Source organism: Mycobacterium sp. SM1 (assembly GCF_018361265.1).
Lineage (GTDB): Bacteria > Actinomycetota > Actinomycetes > Mycobacteriales > Mycobacteriaceae > Mycobacterium.
In genome coordinates this window covers 52,930-67,956 of the sequence record NZ_JAFLNH010000004.1, presented here as the reverse complement: position 1 = coordinate 67,956, position 15,027 = coordinate 52,930, and the positions used below count along the sequence as shown (strand labels likewise).

General features: G+C 65.5%; 10 protein-coding genes and 3 pseudogenes. 4 read left to right on the top strand and 9 right to left on the bottom strand.

Annotation, left to right across the window (positions count from 1 at the left end):
- Window positions 1-24: 24 nt before the first annotated feature.
- Window positions 25-183 (top strand): annotated as a pseudogene (locus tag MSM1_RS22060) (glycine hydroxymethyltransferase); the annotation flags it as partial.
- A gap of 526 nt (window positions 184-709) precedes the next feature.
- Here the strand turns inward: MSM1_RS22060 and MSM1_RS16755 are convergent.
- Entirely contained in the window at window positions 710-2,125 is a 1,416-nt protein-coding gene (locus tag MSM1_RS16755) for an IS110 family transposase (RefSeq protein ID WP_213440246.1), read from the bottom strand.
- Between the two features lie 324 nt (window positions 2,126-2,449).
- On the opposite strand from MSM1_RS16755, the pseudogene MSM1_RS22055 reads away from it, so the two are divergent.
- Window positions 2,450-2,582, top strand: a pseudogene (locus MSM1_RS22055) (IS110 family transposase); the annotation flags it as partial.
- 103 nt (window positions 2,583-2,685) lie between these two features.
- Here MSM1_RS22055 and MSM1_RS16750 read toward each other — a convergent pair.
- From MSM1_RS16750 to MSM1_RS16740, 3 genes and pseudogenes are all read right to left on the bottom strand, one after another.
- Window positions 2,686-3,465 (bottom strand): ATP-binding protein, encoded by a 780-nt coding sequence (locus MSM1_RS16750; RefSeq protein WP_213444665.1) that lies wholly within the window; start codon window positions 3,463-3,465, stop codon window positions 2,686-2,688.
- Window positions 3,462-3,662 (bottom strand): hypothetical protein, encoded by a 201-nt coding sequence (locus tag MSM1_RS16745; RefSeq protein WP_236056819.1) that lies wholly within the window; start codon window positions 3,660-3,662, stop codon window positions 3,462-3,464. Before MSM1_RS16745 ends, MSM1_RS16750 begins: the two co-directional genes overlap by 4 nt.
- 261 nt (window positions 3,663-3,923) lie before the next feature.
- Window positions 3,924-5,058, bottom strand: a pseudogene (locus tag MSM1_RS16740) (IS3 family transposase).
- 522 nt (window positions 5,059-5,580) lie between these two features.
- On the opposite strand from MSM1_RS16740, the gene MSM1_RS16735 reads away from it, so the two are divergent.
- Window positions 5,581-6,450: a DUF2971 domain-containing protein gene (locus MSM1_RS16735; RefSeq protein WP_213444663.1), complete on the top strand. Its 870-nt coding sequence runs from the start codon at window positions 5,581-5,583 to the stop codon at window positions 6,448-6,450.
- Window positions 6,451-6,766: 316 nt separating this feature from the next.
- Here MSM1_RS16735 and MSM1_RS16730 read toward each other — a convergent pair whose 3' ends face one another.
- Window positions 6,767-8,164: an IS1380 family transposase gene (locus tag MSM1_RS16730; RefSeq protein ID WP_213444661.1), complete on the bottom strand. Its 1,398-nt coding sequence runs from the start codon at window positions 8,162-8,164 to the stop codon at window positions 6,767-6,769.
- Between the two features lie 318 nt (window positions 8,165-8,482).
- On the bottom strand, window positions 8,483-8,998 hold the full coding sequence (locus tag MSM1_RS16725) for an Lrp/AsnC family transcriptional regulator (protein WP_213444659.1): 516 nt from the start codon (window positions 8,996-8,998) through the stop codon (window positions 8,483-8,485).
- Between the two features lie 98 nt (window positions 8,999-9,096).
- Here MSM1_RS16725 and ald point away from each other — a divergent pair, with 98 nt between their 5' ends.
- The gene (gene ald / locus MSM1_RS16720; protein WP_213445655.1) at window positions 9,097-10,212 is read left to right on the top strand and encodes an alanine dehydrogenase; all 1,116 of its coding nucleotides are present in this window, start codon (window positions 9,097-9,099) and stop codon (window positions 10,210-10,212) included.
- Window positions 10,213-10,247: 35 nt separating this feature from the next.
- Here the strand turns inward: ald and MSM1_RS16715 are convergent, their stop codons facing one another.
- From MSM1_RS16715 to MSM1_RS16705, 3 genes are read right to left on the bottom strand one after another with little or no spacing between them, the layout of a single operon-like run.
- Window positions 10,248-11,273 carry a nitronate monooxygenase gene (locus MSM1_RS16715; RefSeq protein ID WP_213444657.1) on the bottom strand — a complete coding sequence of 342 codons (1,026 nt, stop codon included), beginning with the start codon at window positions 11,271-11,273 and terminating at the stop codon, window positions 10,248-10,250.
- 4 nt (window positions 11,274-11,277) lie between these two features.
- Window positions 11,278-12,627 (bottom strand): pitrilysin family protein, encoded by a 1,350-nt coding sequence (locus MSM1_RS16710; RefSeq protein WP_213444654.1) that lies wholly within the window; start codon window positions 12,625-12,627, stop codon window positions 11,278-11,280.
- A complete protein-coding gene (locus MSM1_RS16705; protein ID WP_213444652.1) occupies window positions 12,605-14,908 on the bottom strand; it encodes a polyribonucleotide nucleotidyltransferase in 2,304 nt (767 codons plus the stop codon). Before MSM1_RS16705 ends, MSM1_RS16710 begins: the two co-directional genes overlap by 23 nt.
- Between the last annotated feature and the right edge of the window lie 119 nt (window positions 14,909-15,027).

Genomic DNA, 15,027 nt, shown 5'->3' with positions numbered 1-15,027 from the left:
CAGCGGGGAGCGCCGCCAATAATCGCCGAGACGCTGGCCGACGGGTTCTTGCGGCGTGGGGCGCGGCTGTTTACCGAAGGCAGTGCCAATCACATCATGATGCCGGATGTCGCCTCGTTCGGACTGACCGGGCGCCAGGCTGAGGCTGCGTTGCTGGATGCTGGCGTGATCACCAGCCGCAACTGTCACCGGACACGTAATTCCCCACGTTTAAAGGATTGTCCGTCTGGAATTCTCCGCATTGCTTGTCAGGTTGTCCGGTAATTCCCCACCTTGGGTGGCGCGGCTGCCAACCGCGGGCCTCGCAATCGATCCCGGCGGAAAACCGCTGACCGCCGAGCAGTAGCCGGCGTAGATCGCGGAATAGTGTCCCGGACTCGACATCCAGGCACGCGGACATCGACGTGGCCCCTGATCGAGCCGCATCGCGACCGGATCAAGGACTGACTGGACGCGAGGCGTCACAATCGCCACGATCCGGTGCGCTGCGCGCCGACCACGGGGTCGTAGTGTCAGAATCGTCGGTGCGGCGTTGGGTGACAACGCATCATGTAACGCATCATGTTTAGACGGTATGGGGGGCTGGGGCCCCACTGACCGGAAAACACTCAAGGTGACCACAAGTTGGTGAGTGCGGTATTGGGCGACACGCCGCTGTTAAGAGGCGAGATCGGCTGCTGCGGTATGTGATTGAGGGTCTCGGTTTAGGTTAGGCGGCGGCCTGCAGGGTGACTCGGTAGCCCATCGCGGTCAGTTGTGCGATGTGGTTGCGTACCCGGCGTTCGACGGCGACGCGGTTGGTGTGGTAGTCGGAGCCGAGGTCGCAGAAGCGGGCGGCCGGGTTGGAAAGCAGATGCCAGATGACGACCAGGATGGAGCGGGCGACCGCGACCAGGGCTTTGAGTTTGCCGCGGCGTTTAACGATGCGCCGGTAGCGTTCGCCCAAGAAGGTGTCGGTTTTGGCGGCCGCGACCGCGGCCTCACCGAGCGCGCCTTTGAGGTAGGGGTTGCCTTTGCCGGTCTTGCCGCCGCGGGTGATTGGCCCGGACTGGATGGTGCGTGGGCACAGCCGCGCCCACGACACCAGATGCTCAGGTGTGGGAAATCTGCTCATATCCAGTCCGATCTCGGCGATGATCGCCTGCGCGGCGCGTTGGCCGATGCCCGGGATCTCATCAAGGCGGCCGATGACACCTGGCAGGTCATCGGCCGCCGGGGCGGGATCGAGCGGGGCCGAATCGCTGCCGCCGGCGTCAGGATCGGCGTCGGTGCCCGCACCCGCGCTGGTGCCGGGCCCATCGCCGCTGCCGGAGGAATCGATGGCCACAGCATCGTCGGGCAGTTCGGCGATCAGCTCCTCGATGCGCGCGGTCAGGGTGTCGATCTGGGCGCACAGTGCATCGATTTGGCCCAGCAGCATCCGCGCCAGTTCGGCGTGATGGTCATCAAAACGGCCGTCGAGCGCGGCGATCAGCTCCGATCGCTTGGTTTTCATCCGCCCCCGCGCCAGGTCGGCCAGCCGGCGCGGGTCGCGCTGCCCGGCGATGAGCGCCTCGATCATGTCCCGAGTGGACAGGGTGTCCAGCGTGGAGGCCACCGCCGACACCTTGATCGCGGCGTCCTCGAGCAGCTTTTCCAGCCGCTGCCAGTAGCGCGAGCGTTCCCGGGTCAGGTCTTCGCGTAGCCGGGTGTAGTCCCGCAGCCGCCGGATCGGCGCCGGCGGCACGAAACTTGGCCGCAGCAGGCCTTTCTCGGTCAGCTTAGCCAGCCAGACAGCGTCGAGTTTGTCGGTTTTAGGCCGGCCGGGCACGTTCTTGACATCGCGGGCGTTGACCAGCTGCACATCCAAACCCTGGTCTTCGAGCAGGTAATACCAGATCCGCCAATAGTCCGAAGTCGATTCGACAGTCACCTTCTCGATACCCTGCTGCCTCAGCTGCTGGGCCAATTCTCCGATCGCGCCGGTGCGTGCAGACACCTCCCACACCCGAGAAAACCGCCTCCCGGACTTGCCGGGCAGCCGCACACACACTGTGCCGGTCACCTTGGCCACGTCGACCGCCGCGGCCCGCTCGATCACCACCTCATGGTCGCCGTCGGGAATCTCCTGCGGCGTGGCTGTCACTACCTGCTTCTGCTTGCTCCTGCGTCGTGCCGCCACTTCTGTTACCCTCCCATCGAATCCATCCATATCGGGTGGGTCGCCTGGGGCCTCGGTCAAGGGAACCGAAATTCTGACCGGCGTGCTCGAAGCAACAGTGCGTGACCCTTCCAGGTCGGGCCCCGGCACCAAACTCACATGCGGGCTCACACGCCCAAGGAAACATCGGCGTCGGCAGGCGACCCGACCCCATTTTCACGCCCGCAAGGCGTCCCCCGGAAGGGATAGGGAACTCACATGTAAACGTGGGTTGCCCGACAGGGTGGTCCTGGCCGGTAGAGCCACAAGATGTGGGAGGCCCCAGTGAAGCGTCAGCGTACGAGTGTTGGGTTGGATGTGCACGCGCGATCGGTTGTCGCGTGCGGGTTGGACGGTGAAACCGGAGAGTTATTCGAACGCCGGTTGACGCCAGATCATAGCGAGATGTCAAGGGACATGGGGAACTGCCCAGTGGCAGTCATGAGAACTGCCCGCTGGTGGCCACGAGATCTGCCCGGTCGTGGCCATCAGACGTGCCCGGCGGGTTAGGTCAAGGCGTTCACCCCCTTGCCGGCCATGGCTTGGGTGAGCCGCACGCTGTCGCCGCTGGTTTGGCAGACGTGGGCATGATGCAGTAGCCGGTCGACGGTGGCGCTGGCCAGCGTCTTGGGCATCAGCTCGTCGAATCCTGCGGGGTGAAGATTGCTCGACAACGCGATCGAGCGTTTCTCGTAGGCGGCATCGACAAGCCGGTCGAGCCCTTCTGCGGCGTCGGCACCGACCGGCAGCAGGCCGATGTCATCAACGGCGACGAGATCAGCACGCAGGATGCGGCCGATGGCCTTGGTGACGGTGTCATCGGCGCGGTGTCGGCGCACCAGGGCGCCGAGTTGTTCGAGGCTAAACCACGCGACGTGTAGCCCGGTTTCGACGGCTTGGTGGCCGAGGGCTTCCAGTAGGAACGTCTTGCCGGTGCCGGAGGGCCCGCAGACCACCAGGTTTTTTCGGCGGTGGATCCATTCCAGGGTGCGCAACGCGGCCTGGATGGGTGCCGGGATGGACGACAGTGCCGGCTCCCACGCGGCGAAGGTTTCACCGGTGGGAAACCCGGCTTGCGTGCGGCGGGTCGCCAGCGCGGAGCGGTCTCGACCGTTGACCTCTTCGGCCAGAAGCGCTTTGAGTACCTCGGCGGGTTCCCAGCGTTGCGCCTTGGCGGTGGCCAGCAGCTCGGGCGCGGCGTTGCGGATGTAGGGCAGCCGCATCCGTTTGAGCAGCCGCATCAGCTCCTCGTCTAGTGGCGGTGGTGGCGGTGTTGTTGTGCTCATGGTTGGCCCCGATCCTCGTCGAGCAGCGCGGCGATGCGCTCGGCGATGTGCGCGGCGAACCAGGCGGTCTTGTCCGCGGCGCGGTAGCCGCCGAAGAATCGGTCGAAGTCGGCGCGGGTGTGTTCGTCGGCGTTTTCGAGCCGGCCGGCGAACTCGCCGATCAGCCACGCCCACTTGAACAGCTCTCCGGCCGCCACGCCGACCAGCTAATCGGGATCGTCGGTGCCGTCGGTGTTAAGCAGGATCGATGTGGTCTTCGATGAGATGTCTAGGGAGGCCATCGTTAGGTCCCCTCCGGCTTACCGAGCCGGGCCCAGCCACCGGTGCCTTGCGCGAGGCTGTTGTACTCGCCCGCGCGTGCCGGCTTTATCTGTAGGTTGGTCAGGGGTGTATCCCACTGTGTCTGACGATGCCAGTGGGCTGCCCCGCGTTTTCCGGACTGCGGATTTCGCGTCCATTTACGCGGCGAGCTGTGAATTCAGGTACTCGGTGCGGACTTCATGCGGTGTCCGGTAGCCGAGCGCGGAATGAATTCGTCGGTAATTGTAGAGCAGCTCAATCCACTTGGCAATATCGACCCGCGCTTTCTTCCGGGTAGGGTACACCATCTGATGCACCCGCTCATTCTTCAGGCTCGCGAAAAACGATTCCGCGAGCGCGTTATCCCCACATTGGCCGGTCCGCCCGACCGAATGCCGCAACCCCAGCTCGACCAATTTCTCCCGGTATTTCGCCGACGTATATTGTGCGCCACGGTCGGAATGCATAATGCAATCGGGTTCGAGTCGTCTGTTGCGCATCGCCATCTGCAACGCTTCGACGACGAGTTCGGTGCGCCTGTGCTCAGCCCTCGCATACCCGATCACCTCGCGGGTAGCGCAGTCGGCCAGCACAGCCAAATACAACCAGCCCTGCCACGTTCGGATGTGCGTGATGTCCCCGACGAGCTTGGTTGCCGGTTGCTGCGCAGTGAAGTCGCGCTTGACCAGCTCAACGGTGTCGGGCGCGTGGGGGTCCGCTTCGGTGGTGGTGCGAAACGGTCGGGGCCGCGCCCTAGTCAGGCCCATCTCACCCATGAGCTTGCAAACCAGCTCAGGCCCGACCCGTTCGCCGGCCCGGACGAGTTCGGCATGGATGCGCCGCTAGCCGCACGTGGCGCCGAAGGCCTCAAACAAGGTGGCGATCTTATCAGCGAGCGGCTCGCGGCGTCGTTGGGTGAGGCTTTGCGGCCGATGCCACCACTGGGAGCAACCGGACTTGGACACCTTAAGCAGTGCGCACATCCGCGCAACCGTCGGGAGCCCCGCGCCTTGCTCAGCGGCGGCGCGCTTCGCATCGATGAACTCGAATTTCTCGGTCACCGTGGCTCCCTCGCGAAGCGCGCCGCTACTTTTTCAGGAACGCGTTCTCTATTTCCAGTTCCCGAGTACGGCGTTCGAGTTCCCGCAACCGGGCGCGTTCGGACACTTGCAGCGGCGGCTCATCAGCGGCGTGTGCGGCCCGGTATTTCTTTACCCAGCCGCCAACAGTCGTCTCGTTCAGCCCGTACTCGCGCGCAACCTCCGCGATCGACCGATTCGACTCGACTACCAGCCTCGCAACCTCGTCACGAAACTCAGGCCAATTCCCCTCGTCCTTTCCGGATCGGACCTTATTTGGTCCGCAGTCCGGAAAGCGGGAGGCACGCCGCAGTTCGGTCCATGATCACCGTCAGCGACAGGGTTATCTGCAGGGCTGTATCCGTTGATCTAGTGGGTGCTCACGCTGGGGGGAGACCCGCGGAGTCAAGGTCGTCGGTCGGCTTCCCAGCGAGCACTCCTGTCTGAAGCTGGTGTGAGCTGTGCTCGGCCGCGCTTCGGCCAGCTGACGCGGGTTCACCATGACACTGGCCGGCCTGCGGTTGCTGCAGGAGCCGTGGAGGTCGTTGCGGGACCCGCCAACTCAGCTGCCGCAAAGAACTTCGGAAGTACACATCGAGACCGGAGCGACGACGGTCGATTCTGTCGGTTCCATCGCATAGAATCGCAATCGCAATTCAGCGGAATCTATGTCCGAACTTTAACACCGCTCAAGGGACGCCACCTATACTTAGATCGACTGGTAACTTGCTGCACTATGCAGACGAACGATCCACAAGGCTTCGATCGGCGCACTTGCCTATACCACTACACTTCGGCGGCTGGACTGGACGGCATCCTCAGGCAACGATTGCTGCGAGCGTCGGACACGGCATTCCTCAATGACTGGCAGGAAATCATTTACGCAGCCGAGCCGCTAATCGATCGAATGAGCGAGCTGTTGGAGTCTGTGCGTCAGGACGACGCGACTCGCGATCCGCAGCAAATGACCCGATCATCGATAGTGAAGTCCGCGCTGAACGCTATCAAGCGATTCGCTCACCTTGATAAAGACATGCCGACACCCAATCCAGGCCAGTATATCGACGGCGCTACCTACGTAGCGTGTCTTAGCGAAGAACACGATCAGCTTGGACAATGGCGAGCCTATGGCCAGAGGGGGTACGCAATTGGATTCCGAAAGGTGGGGTTGGAACAAACTTCTGGGCAACTCAAAAAAGTCGTCTATGGGGAGAACGGCATTAATGAGATTTGCAAGACCATAATTGACTATTTCAAAACCCGGCGACTCGTAGGGCATCCAGGTACACATGGGTACTTCGATGCTATGAATTTCTGTATGCCACTTCTGGCCGCGGTAAAGCATGAGGCATTCCAGCAGGAGGCCGAATGGCGAATTATCGTGTCGAATTACGGTGGTACCGGCCCTCCGGTTAAGGTGCGTACTTCGCCACGGTTAATTCCATATGTGGAATTGCGGTTCGATCCATCTTGCATCGCCGAAATCGTAATAGGGCCGGGTGGCGACTTCCATGCTAAGCGTGCCGTGCGTGCAGCATTAAGAGCTAGTAACTATAACCCCGACACTGTGCTCATTACGCAGTCCACGGCCCCGTTTCGCGGCTAGTACGCGATCGAGAGTTATGGGGCAAAGAGCGCCCACCACCGACCCGCACGACACACAGGCCGGCCAGCGTCTCTAATCTGACCCTGATTTTTCAGCCGGCCTGTGATGATCTTGTTTTCGGTGGCCGGGGCGGTGGTGGCTGCGCTGTTGGGATGCGCTGATGGGGGTTGGAGGCTGTTGGGTGATGGCGTAATTGGGGGGTGGGCGCGGCCGCGGGGCTGTGGTGACCGGTTTTAGGGATAGGTCGATCGCGTTGTGGCGGTGGAGGGTTGAAGATGGGGTGCGAGGTGTGCGTTGACGGGCCGGTTCGCGGCGGTCAACCGAAGGCCGGTAGCGCCCGGATGCGTGGTAGCGCGGTGGCGAACGCCTCCACGTGGGGGTAGGCGGCAGCAAAACGCAGGTGCAGGCGTCGGCCGTGACGCACCAGCCGGGCGGCGACGTTGAGAAATGCCAGGCGTAGTCGTTTTCCCCGCGCTCGACGCACCGCGCGGGGCAACGCCAGGGCGCGCAACCAGCACCCGATGTTGTGGGCCAGCGCGGCGGCCTGCCAGTACAGCCAGTTACCGAAGAACGATTGCACCGGGGCGTGGATCATCCCGAAGTCGTTTTTGAGCGCCCGGATGGTGTCTTCGGGGACGCCGCCGCGCAGCCGGTGATGCGCGGCGACCTCGGCGGCGCTCATCCGCTCGGCGGGCACGTTGGTGATGATCGCGTGCAGCCGCCAGCCATCCAGGTCATCGAAGGCCAGCTGCTCACCGGGCTGTTTGGGTTGGCGGCGCACGATCAGCCGCACACGCCGTCCCAGCACCGTGGTGGTGGTCTCGGCGATCTGGCTGCCCTTGTCGGTCTCCTGCCCTTTTGCCGGGGCCCATACGGTGTGCGGGTCGGTGGCCAGCGCGTGGATCACGGCCGCGACCGGCTTGTACTGTTTGACCGTGACCGAGTAGTCCGCGCCGTGGCGTTCGGCGGCCTCGATCACCTGCTGCTGGTAGCCGGCCGAGTCGACCCGCGGCCACAACCGGTAGGTATCGCGGCAACCGGCCGGGATCGCGCTCACGCACTCGTCGATGAAGCTGCCCATCGCCGGCCCGTCGTTAGCTGCGCCGCCGCGGGCGCGCAGTGCGAGCACGTCTCCGGTCTCCCCGCACACGCCCACCAGCGGGGAGAGCGCGCTCTGCCCGGTGCGCGAGAATGCGCTGCCTTGCTTGCCCGCCCCGTAGGTCGCCACCCGGGTGGCATCAGGGTCGATGGTCAGCCGGTCGCCTTCAGGGGCGGCGCCAGCAGCCCAGGCTCGGCGCAGCATCACCCGGTTGACCGCGCCGGCCTTGGCCACCCGACCCAAATCCGCGCCCGCCACAAACCGCCACAACGTGGGCACCGACGGCAACGGGTTGGTCCCGCGCAGCACCGTGGTCGCCGGGTCGGCCAGCACCACCCGATCACTCAAGAAGTCCCCACCGGCCAGCAGCGTCTCGGTCAACGCCCGATAACACTGCCCACCGCTATAGCCGCCCGGCCCGATCAGACGCAACCCCCGCCGATCGGCCTCGCCGACCACACCCAGCCGGTCCAGCAGCGGACCCCACAACGCCACCCCCGCCACCGGCGTCAGATCATCCTCGCCCGCGCCGATCAGCGGGTGCGGCACCGGGTGTTGCGGACTCGCCAGCACCACATCATCGACATCGAACAACAAACCGGTAGCATTCACCACACGGGTGCCCTTTCTCTGGGATCATCGTCGCCTTCCACAAACACGATTATCCCTTGCAGGAAGGGCACTTCCGCGCTACGACGCGGCCCTCAATCCATAGCCGGCTGAAAAATCAGGGTCAGAGTTGACCCGCGTCGATTACGACACGCTCGACACCCCCGCGAACTCATCCGGCCAACGAAGCGGCGGCCACGGCGACGGTCGTGGCCGCCGCTTCACCCTGCCAACTTGACAAACTTCACCCCATATCAGGCGGGCCAGGGCCACCACCGGCCGCCTCCTCCGGCAGCTAGACCCCGGCTAGACCGGCCCTTGGCGCTAGACCGGCGCCGCCCCGCGCAGGTGCTCGAAGATCAGCGACGTCTGGGTGCCGGCGACGTCGGCGTCGGCGTTGAGACTCTCGACCACGAACGACCGCAGGTCCTCGGTGTCGCGGGCGGCCACGTGCAGGATGAAATCGTCGGCCCCGGCGAGAAAATACACGTCCATCACCTGGCGCCTACTGCGGATCTGCTCGATGAAGCTGCGGATCTTCCCCCGCGCGGTGGACTGCAGGTTGACCGAGATCATCGCCTGCAGTGGCAACCCGACCGCCGCCGGGTCGATGTCGGCGTAAAACCCCCGGATGACACCGAGCTCCAGCAGCCGCCGAACCCGGCTGTGACAGGTCGACGGCGCGACGCCCACCCGCCCGGCCAGCGCACTGTTGGTGATCCGGGCATCAGCATGCAGCGCGCTCAGGATCGCGCGGTCCACGTCATCGAGCGCCACGGGCCGAACATCCTTCGCAGAACCACCGCGACCAGCGCTCAACTTTGTTGATTTAGCAGGCATATACCAATATTACAGAATATTCATCATCGTTATTGCCGCAGTTATCGAACGTTCTTCACACTGGAAGTGGATCTTCAGAGTTCTGGCGAGGAGCGATGATGCGCGTCGGGATTCCGACCGAGACCAAAAACAACGAGTTCCGGGTGGCCATCACCCCTGCCGGGACCGCCGAGCTGACTCGCCGTGGCCATGAGGTGCTCATTCAGGCGGGTGCCGGAGAGGGCTCGGCGATCACCGACGGGGATTTCAAGGCCGCGGGTGCTCAGCTGGTCAGCAGCGCCGACGAGGTCTGGGCGAAAGCCGATCTGGTGCTCAAGGTCAAAGAGCCCACCCCGCCCGAATACGGCCGCATGCGGCGCGGGCAGACCTTGTTCGCCTTTCTGCACCTGGCCGCATCCCGCGCCTGCACCGACGCGCTGCTGGCATCCGGCATCACGTCAATCGCGTTGGAAACCGTGCAGACCGCTGACGGCACGCTGCCGCTGCTGGCCCCGATGAGCGAGGTCGCCGGACGGCTCTCGGCGCAGGTCGGCGCCTACCACCTGATGCGCACCCACGGCGGGCGCGGCGTGCTGATGGGCGGTGTACCCGGTGTCGATCCGGCCGACGTCGTGGTGGTGGGCGGCGGCAAGGCGGGTTACAACGCCGCCCGGGTCGCCAGCGGTATGGGAGCGGCCGTCACCGTTCTCGACATCAACATCAACAAGCTCCGCGCGCTCGATGCCGAGTTCGCCGGCACCGTCCGCACCCGCTACTCCTCGGCCTATGAGCTCGAAGACGCCGTCAAACGCGCCGACCTGGTGATCGGCGCCGTCCTGGTGCCCGGCGCCAAAGCGCCCAAGCTGATATCAAATTCTCTTGTCGCGCAGATGAGACCGGGAGCGGTTCTGGTGGACATCGCGATAGATCAGGGTGGCTGCTTCGAAGACTCGCACCCCACCACCCACGATCAGCCGACCTTCCCCGTACACGACACGTTGTTTTATTGCGTGACGAATATGCCCAGCGCCGTGCCGAAAACGTCGACCTCCGCGCTGACCAACGCCACCATGCCGTATGTGATCAAGCTCGCAGACTATGGCTGGAAGGCCGCATGCCGATCGGATCCGGCTCTGGCCAAAGGTCTTTCGACGCACGATGGGGCGCTGCTGTCCCGGCAGGTGGCCAGTGACCTGGATTTGCCGTTCACCGACCCGGCCACCGTCCTGCGCTGACACCGGGCCTCACCGGCGCTGTCCGACCCCAACCGCTAGCCCACCGTCCCAAGCCTTTTGACAATCTCTGCCGCCGGCCCGCGGCACGCCGCCCGGTATCCGGTCCCGGCCCACAGGCTCATGCCGTGTGGGTCGTCCAATGCGGCGGCGGCCGTGCGGATCGGCGAGGTCATGTGGTTGACCTCCGGATATCCCAGCGGGGCGACCCCATCGAACAGTCGCGTGAAATCGTTTTCCAGGCCCCGCGCATAACGCCCCGAAAATGCCCGGGTGACCACCGTATTGGCGAACCACGGGTCCTGCAGAGCAGCGCGATGCGCGGCGTTGGTGCCTGCTTCGTCGCTCAGCAGTAGCGCGGTGCCGATCTGCGCCGCGACCGCTCCCCGGCGCAACACCCCGGCGACGTCCTCTGCGGTGCCCAAACCGCCGGCCGCGATAAGCGGAACATCATGGGCGCTGCCGATGCGGTCGAGCAGCTCGCTCAGCGACTCGGTGTTGGGCTCCACGTCGGGAGCGAAGGTGCCGCGGTGCCCGCCGGCACCCGGCCCCTGCACCACGAGGCCGTCCGCGCCGGCGGCGACCGCCACACCAGCCTCGTAGGCCGACGTCACCGTGACCAGCAGCACGATTCCCAGCGAGCCGAGCCACCGCATGACGTCCGGCGGCGGGGCGCCAAAGGTGAAAGACACCACCTCGGGACGGACATCGGCCACCACCTCCAGCTTGCGCTGCCAGCCGTCGTCGTCGCCGAAGCGGGGGCGGCCCACCTCGACCCCGTAGTGCTCGGCAACCTCATCGAGGGCCGCCGCGTAGTGATCCAACTGCAGGTAATCGGCGACGCTGGGCTGCGGCACAAACAGATTGACGCCGATCGGCCCGGTGGTCGCTGCGCGGGCCGCCGCGATGTCATCGGCGAGGCGCTGCGGGCTCACGTACCCCCCGGCGAGACAGCCCAGGCCGCCGGCGTTCGACACGGCCGCCGCCAGCGCCGGCGTACCCGGACCCCCGGCCATCGGCGCGCCCACCACGGGCATCGTGAGATCCCAGAACCCCAATACCATGGTGCTACCGCAGCAGCACCCGAAGTTGTTGGGGCAAAGATCGCTTCGAATCGTGCGGGCCCAGGACAGCAGCCCCGTAGCGCCTCCTCAGCAGCTGGCGGGCCACCGCGTTGACCTCCTCCACCGTTACCTCGTCGATCTGCCGCAACGTTTGCTCGATGCTGCGGTGCTCGCCGTAATTCAGCTCGTTGCGGCCGATCCGGTTCATCCGTGCGCTTGAGTCTTCCAGACCCAGCACCAGCCCGCCACGCAACGAACCCTTGGCGATCCGGCACTCCTTCTCGGTGATTCCGTCGCGCGCAACCGAGTCGAGCACCTCGCTGATCACGCCGATTACGTCGGCGAACCGCTCGGGCAAGCACGCGGCATACACCGACAGCGCACCGTTGTCGGCGAAGATGTCCAGCGACGAGTACACCGAGTACGCCAGCCCGCGGGACTCGCGGACTTCCTGGAACAGCCGCGAACTCAAGCCTCCGCCCAGCGCGGTGTGCAGCACCGACAGCGCCCAGCGGTGCTGCCAGTGACGCCCGGGTGTGCGCACCCCCAGCGACACATGGGTCTGGTCGGCCTCCCGATTGACCATTGTCAAACAGGGACGGCCCCGCACCCGTGCGGCACCTTTCCGCGGCGCCACGGGCCGTCGGCCGCGCACCAATCGCGGCCCGAAGTGCTCGCGCACCAACGCGACCACCTCGTCGTGCTCGACGTTGCCGGCCACCGCGACGACCATCCGCTCGGGGATATAGCGGCGCTTGTGAAACGAATGCAGCTGGGTTCGCGTGATCGCCGACACGGACTGCACGGTGCCGATCACCGGACGGCCGATCGGATGGTCACCGAACAGCGAGGCCAGCAGCAAGTCGGCGGCCGCGTCCTCAGGGTCGTCATCACGCATGGCGATCTCTTCGAGGACGACGTCGCGTTCCAGCTCGACGTCGTCGGGATCGCAGCGGCCATTGAGCACCACGTCGGCGACCAGGTCGACGGCCAGCTCCAGATCGCTGTTGAGGACATGCGCGTAATAGCAGGTGTGCTCCCTGGCGGTGAACGCATTCAGCTCCCCGCCCACGGCATCCATTGCCTGCGCGATGTCCACCGCGGTGCGGGTCGGGGTCGCCTTGAACAGCAGATGCTCCAGGAAGTGCGCGGCGCCGGCCACCGTGGCGCCCTCGTCGCGCGATCCCACGCCGACCCACACTCCGACCGAGGCGGAATGCACCGCGGGCAAATACTCGGTGACCACGCGCAGCCCGCCCGGCAGCGTGGTGCGGCGCACCGCAGCCGTCTCGTCGGCCCTGGCCCCGGCGCTGCGCCGTAAGGCCCCCGGCCTAACCGCTGGTCGTCGCGGCATCGGCCGGCGCGGCTTCACCGTCGGCAGAGTCCGCGTCCGGGGCAGATTCGGGGACCAACACCAACGAGATTTTGCCGCGTTTATCGATGTCGGCGATCTCCACCCGCAGCTTGTCGCCGACGTTGACCACGTCTTCGACCCGGGCGATGCGCTTGCCCTTGCCGAGCTTGGAAATGTGCACCAGGCCGTCACGGCCGGGCAGCAGCGACACGAACGCGCCGAATTCGGTGGTCTTGACGACGGTTCCGAGGTACCGCTCCCCGACCGTGGGCAGCTGCGGGTTGGCGATGGCGTTGATCCGCTCGATCGCGGCCTGCGCCGACGCCCCGTCGGTGGCGCCGACATACACCGTGCCATCGTCCTCGATGGAGATCTGCGCGCCGGTCTCCTCGGTGATCGCGTTGATGATCTTGCCCTTGGGCCCGATGACCTCGCCGATTTTGTCGACCGGCACTTTGATGGTGGTGACCCGCGGCGCGTACGGGCTCATCTCGTCGGGCTTATCGATCGCCTGGGCCATCACGTCCAGGATGGTAAGCCGGGCGTCACGGGCCTGCGCGAGCGCCCCGGCCAGCACCTGCGACGGAATCCCGTCGAGCTTGGTGTCCAGCTGCAGCGCGGTGACGAAGTCGCGGGTGCCGGCGACCTTGAAGTCCATGTCGCCGAACGCGTCTTCCGCGCCCAAGATGTCGGTCAGCGTCACGAAGCGGCGCTCTTTAATAGGGCCGGTCGCCGTCTCTACTTCCACGTCGTCAGAGACCAGGCCCATCGCGATGCCGGCCACCGGGGCCTTGAGCGGCACCCCGGCGTTGAGCAGCGCCAGCGTGGATGCGCACACCGACCCCATCGACGTCGAGCCGTTGGAGCCCAACGCTTCCGACACCTGCCGGATGGCGTAGGGGAACTCCTCGAGACTGGGCAGCACCGGGACCAGCGCTCGTTCCGCCAGGGCGCCGTGGCCGATCTCGCGCCGCTTGGGCGCGCCGATCCGCCCGGTTTCGCCGGTGGAGAACGGCGGGAAGTTGTAGTGGTGCATGTAGCGCTTGGTGGTCTCCGGTCCCAGCGAGTCGATCTGCTGGGCCATCTTGATCATGTCAAGCGTGGTCACACCGAGGATCTGGGTTTCGCCGCGCTCGAACAACGCGCTGCCGTGCGCGCGGGGCACCACCGCAACCTCGGCCGAAAGCGCGCGAATGTCGCTGACGCCGCGGCCGTCGATGCGGAAATGGTCGGTGAGGATACGCTGGCGCACCAGTTTTTTGGTCAGCGCGCGAAACGCCGCGCTGATCTCCCGCTCCCGCCCGGGATAGGTCTCGGCGAGCCGTGCGAGCACCTCGGCTTTGATCTCGCTGGTGCGGTCGTTGCGTTCCACTTTGCCCGCGATGGTCAGGGCGGCGGCCAGCGCCTCGGCGGCCATCGAGGACACCGCGGCATACACATCGTCACCGTAGTCGGGAAACAGCGGGTACTCGCCGGTCGGCTTACCGGCTACCCGGGCGAGTTCCTGCTGCGCGGCGCACAAGGTGGCGATGAACGGCTTGGCCGCTTCCAGACCCTGGGCGACAACACTTTCCGTCGGTGCCTGTGCGCCCGCCCCGATGAGGTCGATGACGTTCTCGGTGGCCTCGGCCTCCACCATCATGATCGCCACATCGGGTTGGCCGTCTTGGCCGTCTTTGGTGTCGGCGGTGCTCGTCAAGCGGCCGGCCACCACCATGTCGAACACCGCCCGCTCGAGCTGCTCGACCGTGGGAAACGCCACCCAGGTGCCGTCGATGAGCGCGACCCGCACCCCGCCGATGGGCCCCGAGAACGGCAGCCCGCTCAGCTGGGTGGAGGCCGAGGCGGCGTTGATCGCCAGGACGTCATAGAGTTCGTTAGGGTCCAGGCTCAAAATCGTCACCACGATTTGGATCTCGTTGCGCAGGCCGTCCACGAACGACGGGCGCAGCGGGCGGTCGATGAGCCGGCAGGTCAGAATGGCGTCGTTTGACGGCCGGCCCTCGCGCCGGAAGAACGACCCGGGGATGCGGCCGGCAGCATACATGCGCTCCTCGACGTCGACCGTCAGCGGGAAGAAGTCGAACTGCTCCTTGGGGGTCTTGCTGGCGGTGGTCGCCGACAGCAGCATGTTCTCGTCGTCGAGGTAGGCGACGACCGAACCGGTGGCCTGCCGGGCCAGCCGGCCGGTCTCGAAACGGATGGTGCGGGTGCCGTAGCTCCCGTTGTCGATGATGGCGGTTGATTCGAACACGCCTGGGTCAATCTCAGCGACAGACATGGACGTCCGTGGGGCCTCTCTGGGTATTGAGCTGTTTTGCGTCGTCACGCACAACCCGGAGGTGTTTCAGGAAACCTGCAGATGTCCGGCCTGCAACGGTTACGGCCGTCGATCGAAGC